The sequence below is a fragment of the Wolbachia endosymbiont of Drosophila leontia genome, from assembly GCF_028981785.1.
GTDB classification, from domain to species: domain Bacteria; phylum Pseudomonadota; class Alphaproteobacteria; order Rickettsiales; family Anaplasmataceae; genus Wolbachia; species Wolbachia pipientis.
Window position 1 is genome coordinate 111 of sequence record NZ_JAPQLK010000064.1, and the last position, 10303, is coordinate 10413.

Genomic DNA, 10303 nt, shown 5'->3' on the forward strand with positions numbered 1-10303 from the left:
AAAATTGCGAACGTAAACTCAACACCAGCTTGCAAATGATTGTCCTTTCCTTCATTTCTCTCCTATTACGAAGATTTTAAACAGGTTCTCAGAAATTTATTCAAGCTGTTGCTAAACATCAGGTGTCGGAATTTTTAAATACTTATCCGAAAAGAAAAGAAATTGTTGCAGAATTTTACAATGAACATCACATTAACGAAAGTGATTTAAAGACTCTGGAAAAGGGGAAAGATTTAGTAAATAAAATAAATAACATTAACTTACTGCAACAAAATGAAAAAAATGAGGAATTCAATATTAGAAAGACACTTGCTCAATCAATAAAAATGCCTTCCATAGAAAAACACAAGTTAGAACATTCAAAATAACCTTGGCGAAGTATGGCAAAATATACAACTTATGGATAGTCTATTTCATTTTAACTCCTGGCACGCTTTAGTAATACTATCACATCCAATTTCTAATTGTTCCTGAGAGGTTGCATAAGAAATTCTGATAAAATTTTCTAGACCAAATGCAATTCCTGGAACCACAGCAACCAAATGATCTCCCAGTAAGTATTCAGTAAAATCTAAATCATTATTTATTATCTTACCACTTTTTGTGCTTTTACTGAGCAATCCTTCACATGAGACAAATAAATAAAACGCACCTTGTGGAACAGACGCTGATAATCCCGGGGCAGAATTTAGCTCTTTCACCATAAAATCTCTACGACTCTTAAAAATCCTTGTTCTTTCTTTCAAAAAACTATGATCACCGTTTAATGCTGCTGCTGCTGCTGCTTGTGCTATCGAATTTGGATTAGAAGTGCTTTGAGACTGCAGCGTAGAGATAGCTTTTACCACATCACTTCTACCTGCAATATACCCTATTCTCCAGCCTGTCATTGCATAGGCTTTTGATACTCCATTGACTACAAAAACTCTATCATAAAGCTTCGGCTCAACCTGAGCGATAGTAAAAAACTTTTCGTCGTATATTATATGCTCATAAATATCATCTGTAACGACATTCATATGTGGATATTCAAGCAATATTTGTGCTATGTCTTTCAATTCATCACATGTGTACATAGCTCCTGCAGGGTTGTTCGGTGAGTTAAGAATTAACCATTTAGTTTTTTTAGTTATCCTGCTTTTCAATAATTCCGCTGTCAGTTTAAAATTTTGTTTGCATTCTACTACAACTGGCAAGCCGCCAAAAAGACTTACCATATCAACATATGAAACCCAATAAGGAGCTGGAATAATAACTTCATCTCCAGAGTTAATTGTTGCCATGAACAAATTGAATAACACCTGCTTAGCACCTGTACCAACACAGATTTGGTTAAGCGTGTACTCGAGGTTATTATCCTTTCTTAACTTATTAATTATTGCTTCTTTCAGCTCACGCGTTCCATCAACAGCAGTATATTTAGTCTTACCTTCACTTATTGCTTGAATAGCTGCTTTTTTTATATGATCTGGAGTATCAAAATCCGGTTCTCCTGCAGCTAAAACACAGATCTTTTTTCCTTCATTTTTCAACTTATTTGCCTTATCAGTTACAGCAATCGTAGGTGATGGTTTTATTAGGAACATTCTTTTTGCAAGGTCTGACATATTTTACTGAAGCTAAATTTAAATGATAAACCCCGTACAACAAAAAAGCTAGGAATTTTGTGTATTGTATTAGTAGCTTTTTACCAGGTTTACCAACGCAGCAATATTTTCAACTGGAGTATCAGGGAGTACTCCATGTCCGAGATTAAATATGAAGGGTAAATCTCTAAAGCAATCCATTATACGTTTTGCTTCTTTGATTGCTTCCGTTTTATTATAGGCTAAAAGATTAGGATCAAGGTTTCCTTGTAGAGGGATGTTTAGATTCGCTTTCGCCCATTTTATTGGAACATTATAATCTATACTTACTGCAGATACACCTGTTTGTTCGCAGTAATCTTTATAAAGATTTCCAGCAGAACTTGGAAAACCTATTATTGGAAAATCAGAAAATCTATCCCTTATTGCCAAGATAATTCTCTTTGTTGGTTCGATAACATATTCTTTAAACAATGGTTCCGATAACGCGCCAGCATTACTGTCAAATAGCTGAATAACATCTGCTCCAAATTCTATCTGTTTAATTAGATAAATAATCGTTACTTCCGTTATTCGTTCAATCATTTCCTTCAAACACGAAGAATAAAAACTTAATACTTTGGAAAAAGTTTTGCTGCTCCTACCTTCTATGATGTATGAGGCTACTGTCCATGGTCCACCAGCAAATCCTATGAGAGATTTTTCTTTTGGTAATTGGCTTCTGACTTTTTTTATAGCGTTTAGAATTGGTAAGGTTTTAGTTTCAATTTCTTGCGGACCCTTCAATTCCTTAGGACTTTCCACGGGTTTTATTATTGGACCTACACCGCGTACGAAATTCACGTCACAACCCAAAACATCAGCTATTATTAAAATGTCTGAAAAAATTATCGCCGCATCCATGTCAAATCTTGTCACCGGCTGTAACGTCAATTCTGTCACTAAATCTGTGTTGTAGCATATCTCCATAAAATTATTCATATTTTCTATTGCTTTGCGGTACTCAGGAAGAGACCTGCCAGCCTGACGCATTAGCCAGATAGGGACTCTTCCACCCGGCTCATTTCTCTTAATAATTTTCGCTATTGTTGTTTTGCCGCTTTCCAATCTATTCTATTTATTCTTTCGTATATTAAAGTATAGCAATAATAATAGTTCTATCAATAACCTGTTACTAACTTAAAATTCAGTAAAAATTGGCGTTGTTCAACTTGTGGATAAATATGTGAGTAACTTTCGCATATTATTGATTTTCTGTTATGATTTATGTGTATAAGTAAGGTGTTTAGAGTGTTAGTAATTTTCTTTTATGGAAAATACTTTACCATCATGCATTGTTACACAACTATGTATATGTTGTTGAAAAAGTTGTTGATCAATTGTTGGTATTTTATATCAACAAATAATTCACAAATTAATTTGACATTATTCACATGCTTATTAAACATTTAATAACAGTTTTCTTGATAAATCTAATCTGAAAACGTTTTTGCCATTACAGGGAATAAATTGAGTAAAAAAAGAACCTTAGTAGAAAAAATAGCATATAGAATTTTTCTCTTCCTTTTCAAAAAAGCTTCTGTGTTGAAAAAGTGTGCGACTGAGGCATTAATGAAAGATCTGCCAGACCTTAATATATTTAATGGTCTATTAAAATTCCGCGATTGTGGTATAATGGATATAATGACTCCACGTACAGAGATATGCGCAGTAGACATTGAGTCAAGCGAGCGTGAAATAATAAAGAAGATAAAAAACACTTGCCACACTAAAATACCAATTTATAAAAATAACTTTGATAACGTAATAGGCTTTTTTTATGTAAAAGATGTTATTTTTAATAGGGATAAAAATTTTAATCTGAAACATATTATACAAAGCGTAATATTTGTTCCACCCTCGATGAAGACAACTAATCTTTTTGTTAGGATGAACTCTTCTAAATCATGCTTAGCTATCGTATTGGATGAATATGGTGGAACTGATGGTTTAATTTCAATGACTGATCTTATAGAGGAACTAATACCAAACATTGATAGTGAAAACGAAATAAATTCAGAATATACCATTACTGAGTTGTCTCAAAATAAGTTTGAAGTGTCAGCAAGGGCTCTTATAAAAGATATAGAAGAGGATCTAAAAATAGAATTACGTGACCCTGAAGAAGACTATGTTACACTTGGTGGTTTGATTCTTTCGATTGCTGGTAAAGTGCCTTCTGTAGATGAAGTCATTAAATATAAAAATGGTATGAAGTTTATCATCAAAGATGCAAATGAGCGCTACATTAATAAAATAGTACTAGACTTAAGTGATTACAAAAATTAGATTTGGTACCCCTTGTCGGGGAATGCCTTGACACGAAGAAAAAGTTGTAATAACCAAATACGCAACTCAAGTTATAGTTAAACCTATTTCCAGCAAATTATTTTCGCAAGTATAATGCATTTCAGTGTTATAGTACTCTAATAATAAAGAGGTCATATAGATATTAATATCTTTTGTATTTAAATTAGTGTCATTTTTTTTGATTAATTTGTCTACTAATGATTTGCTTATTGGTTTGTGTTCATTTAGAATTTTTATAGTTAATAGCATTTTATCTTCTGTTTGACTCAGTAAAACAGATATTAGTTCAACTTCCGCCACTGCACTGGCTATAGTTAGCACCATATTGGAAATTATCTTATTTATCTTTTCAATTAAATCTTCCTTATTTTTTGCAGAGTATGCGTCTATTTTCCACGTAAGCTTTACTTTTTTTTTAATAAATAATTTTCGATATTAGATTTGGTCTTATCAAAGCTATAATTGTCCATTGAAGAAGAATATGCCTGCTTCATAACTTTATGTTTATATATTAAATCATCGGAGCTTTCTTTAAGAAACAACAACGCTTCCTTCTGCGCATCAGCATCATTCTTATCTATTACTTCAAGCTCTTCTACGCCAAACGTTATTCCATTCATAGAGTTAGCAAAGTCATGAAGCAGCCGTCCTGATAGCAGTTCCGTTATTAACAGTATGTTTTTGGTATTTTCGTTCATTGGATAGTTATAAATGATTTAAGTTACCCTATATTGGTAAGTATATAATAGTCAATTAAGAGGAAGTTTCGTTGCACTTTTTATATTAAGGCATTAACATAGTATTAACAATTTTAAAATTTATAAAAGGATTATGAATACTTATACCAGATCAGGAATAGATATTGAACTATATAATAAGTTAATAAAAGAAGTCAAGCCTATTGCTCAGGAAACTACTAGAGAAGAAGTAATCAGCGAAATAGGTTCATTTTCTGCGTTATTTGATTTTGCTGCACTAAGTAAGAAGTATGACCATCCAGTACTCGTTTCCTCAACTGATGGAGTAGGTACGAAACTGTTGATAGCTCAAGAAGTGAATAAACATGATACTATAGGTATAGATTTAGTTGCAATGTGTGTAAATGACTTACTTGCACAAGGAGCAACGCCTTTGTTTTTCCTTGATTACTTTGCAACAGGCGTTTTGACCAAAGATGTTTTATTATTTGTGGTTAAGGGCATTGCAGAGGGGTGCAAGCAAGCTAAAGTAGCATTGGTTGGTGGGGAAACTGCAGAAATGCCTGGAATGTATGGTAATAATCACTATGACCTTGCAGGGTTTGTGGTTGGTGTAGTTGATCGAAAGCAAATTCTTCCAAACTGTAGTATGATGAAAGCAGGTGATTATATAGTTGGCTTAGAGTCAAGTGGAATTCACTCAAATGGGTTTTCTTTAGTGCGCCATGTTTTCAAAAGCTTAGGTATAAATTATAACGATACATCTCTATGGAATAATAAATCTTGGAGTGAAATACTACTTGAACCAACAAAAATATATGTTGATTCTTTGCTGCCTATCATGTCACAAGTAAAAGGTATTGCGCACATCACGGGTGGTGGTTTGGTAGACAATATTCCGCGAATTCTTCCAAAAAACTTATTTGCAAACATAGACATTAATTCCTGGAAATGGCCAGATATATTTTTATGGCTAACAAAGGAGGGCAAAATAGAGAAGAAAGAAATGCTAAAAACATTTAATTGTGGTATTGGTATGGTATTGATCGTAAGTTCTGAGAATATGCAAAACGTGAAAAATCATTTCCAAAAACGTGGAGAAAAAATTGAAATTATTGGAAAACTTGATGAGGCATGTAACCCTCCACTTGATAGAGTAGTATTTAGTTAACCTAACTTTACTGACAGTCTTTTTGCAACTTCTAGGTATGCTTCCTTTAAATCTCCTAAATTCAAACGAAAGACATCTTTATCTAGCTTTTTATAAGTATTTTTATCCCATAATCTGCAGTTATCAGGGCTAATTTCATCAGCTAAAACGATTTTAGTACTGTCACTTATTAATCTGCCAAATTCTAACTTGAGATCAACTAAATATATACTTGCATTTGAAAATAGGTGAACTAATATTTCGTTGATTTTTAAAGTTGTAGTTTTAACTTCATCCATTTCTTTGCTAGATAGCCAATCAAAATACAGTATGTGATTTTCATTTACCATTGGGTCGGCTAGGTCATCATTTTTGTAAAAAAACTCGATTATAGGAGATGCAAGCCTCTCACCTTCTTTGATATTAAAACGTTTGCAAAAGCTGCCAGCTGCAACATTCCTCACTACTACTTCAAGAGGTATGATTTTGAGTTTTTTGACTAGCTGCTCTCTTTCATTCAGAGTTTTTATAAAGTGTGTGCTAATTCCTGCTTTCTCAAGCTTTTCCATGATAAAAGCACTAACATGATTATTAATTATTCCTTTGCTCTCAATAATTTCATATTTTTCCTTATTGAATGCTGTAACATCATCTTTAAAGTGCTGTATAACAGTTGATGAGTCTTCAGTTTCAATAATGGCTTTCGCTTTACCTTCGTATATCGTTTTATTCAGTGACATGCTTAATTTAACTATATATTATATCAATTTACTGTTCTTAGAGTATAGCCCCAAATAACTTAAAATAAACCTTAATGGCATTCAATGTTACAGTATTAACCATATTTCCAGAAATGTTTCCCGGGTTTTTGAACTATTCTCTTGCCGGAAAAGCGTTAGAAAAAAAAATATGGAACCTTGAAGTAGTAAATATTCGTTCTTTTGCGAAAGATAAACATTCAACTGTGGATGATGTTCCATATGGAGGTGGAGCAGGAATGGTTATGCGTTCTGATGTAGTTGGTGATGCAGTAGATAGTATGCTCTCTGTTCATAAAAACACTAAGTTTATTTACATGACTCCATCTGGAACTAAGTTTAATCAGAATATTGCCAGAGAATTATTAGAGTTTCCTCATATAACAATATTGTGTGGTCGATTTGAAGGTATTGACCAAAGGATAATTGATGCGTATACTCCTTATGAGTTAAGTATTGGAGATTATACACTTTCAGGAGGTGAGCCAGCTGCAATGGTGGTTCTTGATGCATGCATTAGACTTCTTCCAGGTGTAGTAAATAATGCCGATAGTATTACTGAAGAAAGTTTTAATTATGGTGGTGGTGTACTTGAATATCCTCAATATACTAGACCTGAGCAGTGGAAGGGATATAAGGTACCTGAGGTTTTGTTGTCTGGCAATCACAAAAAAATAAGTGATTGGAGGCAGAAGCAGTCTCATGTTATAACAAAAAAGCGTAGGCCTGAATTATTGAATGGAGAGATAAATGACAAATTTACTTAAAAAATTTAACGAACAGCAAATGCAAGTGTTAGCTAAAGAAATACCAGAATTTCGTCCTGGCGATGATTTGAAGGTCACTTTTAAAGTAGTTGACGGTACAAGTGAACGTATACAGATATTTGAAGGTGTATGTATATCAAAAAGGAACCGCGGGTTACATTCTTCTTTTGCAGTCAGAAAAGTGAGCCATGGAGAAAGTATAGTGTCTCAGTTTTTTGTTTATTCTCCTGCACTGGTTTCAGTGCAAGTGGCAAGAAAAGGAAAGGTTCGTAGAGCAAAACTGTATTATCTGTGCAAACTATTTGGAAAAGCTGCAAGGATCAAAGAGCGTACTACTTATGTTAAAAAGAAATCTAAGTAGATACAATAGGGAGTGATGTCAATTGTGTCATCTCAGAACTCTCTCTTGTCATCCCAGTGCGTGACACACAACTGTACGAACATTGTGTTTGCCTCCCGCTGTGGTGTCATCCCAATGCTCCGACACTGGGATCCAGCATTCATTATTCTCCTTTTGGTTTGTGCTTTCATGGAAAATGTAAGAATTATTTGCAGGCAAAGCCTGCTGGATCCCAGTGTCAGCTACTTGCATGACAAAAAAGGGGAAAGTTTTTTCAAATCCTCGTGTAAAGAAAAGTAAATGAGTATAAAGAAAAAATTCCTTAAATTACTTCAGTCAAGGCGTGTACATGCTCGTATAAAAAGGAAAAATAAAAAGAACAGAGCGCTACGCTTTTGTTCTTTCACGGCACTAGTTATCTCACTTGGCTGTCCTGTGTGTATATTGTTGAGTATATTAGTTAACTCTTACAGTGCCTTAACAGTAACGAAAATTTTATTGCCAGTTGAAATAAATGCTGATCTTGCTTTGGCGAGTAATCCTAGTGATTTGCGGTATAAGTCCATTGGCTTACTCAACGATTCTTTACGTAAGGTGTTTGGAGGAACTGATTTTAAAGACGGTGACGAAATTTTAAGTCGTAATTCTTACAAAGAACTAGAGAAATTTTTTCGTAAGAAAGTAAAAGATGGTGGTGAATATGAGATCTGGTTTACCGCGTCAAGTATAATTAATTCAATAAATAAAGATAAACATTTGAATGATCGTTATGCTAAATTACTTGATTGGCTAAAAGAAAAGAGGAGAGTGAAAAAATTTTTTAATAAGTCTTTATTCCTTAAATCTGACTCTCGTGAACCTGAGAATGCAGGGATTTTAGGGGCATTTATCGGTTCATTAATGACAATTATAGTGTGCCTAGCATTAGCATTACCAATAGGAATTATGTCGGGCATCTGTCTTTACGAATTTATGCCTAAAAATAGGCTAATGACTAATATTGTAGAAATTAGCATGAATAATCTTGCTGCAGTGCCTTCAATAATATTTGGTGTAGTGGGCTTAACTCTCTATCTTGGCATATTTGGGCTACCACGCTCTTCACCACTTGTTGGTGGAATGACTCTTTCATTTATGATGTTACCTAATATTATAATTGCAACAAAAAATGCCTTTGCGAATGTTCCTATTACGATAAAAGATGCAGCGTTTGCGCTCGGTGCACCTCACATCAAGGTGATATTAGATCACTCTTTACCGATTGCGTTACCAAGAATAATACATGGTACTGTGCTTGCAATTGCAAGGATTTTAGGTGAATCTTCTCCTTTACTTATGATGGGTATGGTGGCATTTATTGCTGATACACCTACGTCCTTTTTCGATCCGGCGACTGTTCTACCTGTGCAAATATACATATGGTCAAGCAATCCTGAAATTGCATTTGTTGAACTTGCTGCTATCGCAATTATAGCTTTATTATTGGTGTTATTTGCGTTAAATTTAGTAGCAAATTTTGTAAAAAGGAAATTCGAATTTTTTAATTTTTAGCAATTCATGAAAATCACAGTCCTATCTGGTTATGGCTTAAATTGCGAAAAAGAAACTGCATTTGCATTTATGGAATGCAGCGGAAAACTTGGTATTGGTAATATTGAAGTAAAAATCGTTCACATTAACGATATCATAGATAATCCAGGTGAACTGAAATTAAGCAATATACTTGCAATTCCAGGGGGTTTTTCCTATGGTGATGACACTGGTGCTGGTAATGCGTTTGCTTTACGTATTAAAAACAACTTGTTGGATGAGTTTCAAGAGTTTTTATCTCAGGACAAGCTGATTATAGGAATATGTAATGGTTGTCAGATATTAGTAAAATTAATTCCAGAATTCTCTAGTCTAGCTTTAATCCATAATGATATAGGCAATTATCAATGCCGTTGGATTAGAGTGAGAGTTAATTCAAAGAGTAATTCTGTTTGGCTACGGGGCCTGAGTGAACTATATCTCCCTATTGCTCATGGGGAAGGCAAATTTTTTATGGATCAAGATATTTTGAACCAATTGATTGAGAGCAATTCCACCGCATTACGTTACATTGATAAAAATGGCAACTATGCTAACCTACAATTTCCTTACAATCCGAATGGATCTACATACGACCTAGCAGCTTTATCAGATAAAAGTGGAAGAGTGCTAGCTTTAATGCCCCATCCAGAAAGGGGAATATTTTTTACCCAGCAAGATAATTGGCCCCTTGAAAAAGAAAAGAGCAAGCGTTTAGGTGTTGCTGTGCCAAAATATGGCGATGGAATGCTTATATTTGAAAATGCACTAAAGTATTTTTGTTAAAATTTATTGATAGGGATTTATGGTCGAAATTATCCCCTGATATTGCAAAAAACTTACTTGACATCCTTCGCCAACCCCCTTATCATGAAACTGAAGCTATTTATTTATCTTCTCTGTGCAGATTAAACGACAAAAAGACTCACGTATCTGGCGTCCCATGTTTAATTTTTTGCACTATGTGCATCTTATGTCTTTATAAAATTTCTAGGTTTTTACCTAATATGAGCTGGAATGCGCTTATAAAGCATTTAAAACATCAAAAAACGCCGATTTAAAAAATGGATAGTGAATAACTAGCTA

Annotated in this window: 13 protein-coding genes and 1 pseudogene; 9 read left to right on the forward strand and 5 right to left on the reverse strand. The window is 34.0% G+C overall.

Annotated elements, in window-relative coordinates:
- Both OZD63_RS02000 and OZD63_RS02005 read left to right on the forward strand, forming a co-directional pair.
- Positions 1–80 (forward strand): hypothetical protein (locus OZD63_RS02000; protein WP_275007935.1); only part of this gene is annotated, 80 nt, incomplete at its 5' end.
- 9 nt (positions 81–89) lie between these two features.
- Positions 90–368 (forward strand): annotated as a pseudogene (locus OZD63_RS02005) (hypothetical protein); the annotation flags it as partial.
- A gap of 45 nt (positions 369–413) precedes the next feature.
- On the opposite strand, the gene OZD63_RS02010 reads toward OZD63_RS02005, so the two are convergent.
- A complete protein-coding gene (locus OZD63_RS02010; RefSeq protein ID WP_182321058.1) occupies positions 414–1607 on the reverse strand; it encodes a pyridoxal phosphate-dependent aminotransferase in 1194 nt (397 codons plus the stop codon).
- Between the two features lie 69 nt (positions 1608–1676).
- Positions 1677–2693 carry a uroporphyrinogen decarboxylase gene (gene hemE, locus OZD63_RS02015; RefSeq protein ID WP_275007990.1) on the reverse strand — a complete coding sequence of 339 codons (1017 nt, stop codon included), beginning with the start codon at positions 2691–2693 and terminating at the stop codon, positions 1677–1679.
- A 402-nt stretch (positions 2694–3095) separates the two neighbouring features.
- Here hemE and OZD63_RS02020 point away from each other — a divergent pair, with 402 nt between their 5' ends.
- On the forward strand, positions 3096–3914 hold the full coding sequence (locus OZD63_RS02020) for a transporter associated domain-containing protein (protein WP_007549273.1): 819 nt from the start codon (positions 3096–3098) through the stop codon (positions 3912–3914).
- A 66-nt stretch (positions 3915–3980) separates the two neighbouring features.
- On the opposite strand, the gene OZD63_RS02025 is transcribed toward OZD63_RS02020, so the two are convergent.
- The gene (locus OZD63_RS02025) at positions 3981–4355 is read right to left on the reverse strand and encodes a histidine phosphotransferase family protein (RefSeq protein ID WP_338062913.1); all 375 of its coding nucleotides are present in this window, start codon (positions 4353–4355) and stop codon (positions 3981–3983) included.
- Positions 4340–4633 (reverse strand): hypothetical protein, encoded by a 294-nt coding sequence (locus tag OZD63_RS02030; protein WP_006280049.1) that lies wholly within the window; start codon positions 4631–4633, stop codon positions 4340–4342. Before OZD63_RS02030 ends, OZD63_RS02025 begins: the two co-directional genes overlap by 16 nt.
- Positions 4634–4766: 133 nt before the next feature.
- Here OZD63_RS02030 and purM point away from each other — a divergent pair, with 133 nt between their 5' ends.
- Positions 4767–5804 carry a phosphoribosylformylglycinamidine cyclo-ligase gene (purM, locus tag OZD63_RS02035; protein WP_274980108.1) on the forward strand — a complete coding sequence of 346 codons (1038 nt, stop codon included), beginning with the start codon at positions 4767–4769 and terminating at the stop codon, positions 5802–5804.
- On the opposite strand, the gene purC is transcribed toward purM, so the two are convergent.
- Positions 5801–6523: a phosphoribosylaminoimidazolesuccinocarboxamide synthase gene (gene purC / locus OZD63_RS02040; protein ID WP_275007993.1), complete on the reverse strand. Its 723-nt coding sequence runs from the start codon at positions 6521–6523 to the stop codon at positions 5801–5803. The two genes, purM and purC, sit on opposite strands and share 4 nt — an antisense overlap.
- Before the next feature lie 74 nt (positions 6524–6597).
- Here purC and trmD point away from each other — a divergent pair, with 74 nt between their 5' ends.
- Genes trmD through OZD63_RS02065 form a run of 5 tightly spaced genes read left to right on the forward strand, consistent with a single transcriptional unit; the run spans position 6598 to position 10003 of the window.
- Positions 6598–7308: a tRNA (guanosine(37)-N1)-methyltransferase TrmD gene (gene trmD, locus OZD63_RS02045; RefSeq protein ID WP_275007995.1), complete on the forward strand. Its 711-nt coding sequence runs from the start codon at positions 6598–6600 to the stop codon at positions 7306–7308.
- The gene (gene rplS, locus OZD63_RS02050) at positions 7292–7669 is read left to right on the forward strand and encodes a 50S ribosomal protein L19 (RefSeq protein WP_274980106.1); all 378 of its coding nucleotides are present in this window, start codon (positions 7292–7294) and stop codon (positions 7667–7669) included. The genes trmD and rplS overlap by 17 nt, the downstream gene beginning before the upstream one ends.
- A gap of 15 nt (positions 7670–7684) precedes the next feature.
- A complete protein-coding gene (locus OZD63_RS02055; RefSeq protein ID WP_275007997.1) occupies positions 7685–7948 on the forward strand; it encodes a hypothetical protein in 264 nt (87 codons plus the stop codon).
- Positions 7949–9199: a phosphate ABC transporter permease PstA gene (gene pstA / locus OZD63_RS02060; protein ID WP_274980104.1), complete on the forward strand. Its 1251-nt coding sequence runs from the start codon at positions 7949–7951 to the stop codon at positions 9197–9199.
- 6 nt (positions 9200–9205) lie between these two features.
- Positions 9206–10003: a phosphoribosylformylglycinamidine synthase subunit PurQ gene (locus OZD63_RS02065; protein ID WP_182321048.1), complete on the forward strand. Its 798-nt coding sequence runs from the start codon at positions 9206–9208 to the stop codon at positions 10001–10003.
- The last annotated feature ends 300 nt before the right edge of the window (positions 10004–10303 follow it).

Excerpts from the sequence above, each read along its gene's own strand:
- OZD63_RS02010 (WP_182321058.1), bottom strand. The coding sequence starts at position 1,607 with ATGTCAGACCTTGCAAAAAGAATGTTCCTAATAAAACCATCACCTACG.
- OZD63_RS02030 (WP_006280049.1), bottom strand. The coding sequence starts at position 4,633 with ATGAACGAAAATACCAAAAACATACTGTTAATAACGGAACTGCTATCA.
- purM (WP_274980108.1), top strand. The coding sequence starts at position 4,767 with ATGAATACTTATACCAGATCAGGAATAGATATTGAACTATATAATAAG.
- purC (WP_275007993.1), bottom strand. The coding sequence starts at position 6,523 with ATGTCACTGAATAAAACGATATACGAAGGTAAAGCGAAAGCCATTATT.
- trmD (WP_275007995.1), top strand. The coding sequence starts at position 6,598 with ATGGCATTCAATGTTACAGTATTAACCATATTTCCAGAAATGTTTCCC.
- rplS (WP_274980106.1), top strand. The coding sequence starts at position 7,292 with ATGACAAATTTACTTAAAAAATTTAACGAACAGCAAATGCAAGTGTTA.
- OZD63_RS02055 (WP_275007997.1), top strand. The coding sequence starts at position 7,685 with ATGTCAATTGTGTCATCTCAGAACTCTCTCTTGTCATCCCAGTGCGTG.
- pstA (WP_274980104.1), top strand. The coding sequence starts at position 7,949 with ATGAGTATAAAGAAAAAATTCCTTAAATTACTTCAGTCAAGGCGTGTA.
- OZD63_RS02065 (WP_182321048.1), top strand. The coding sequence starts at position 9,206 with ATGAAAATCACAGTCCTATCTGGTTATGGCTTAAATTGCGAAAAAGAA.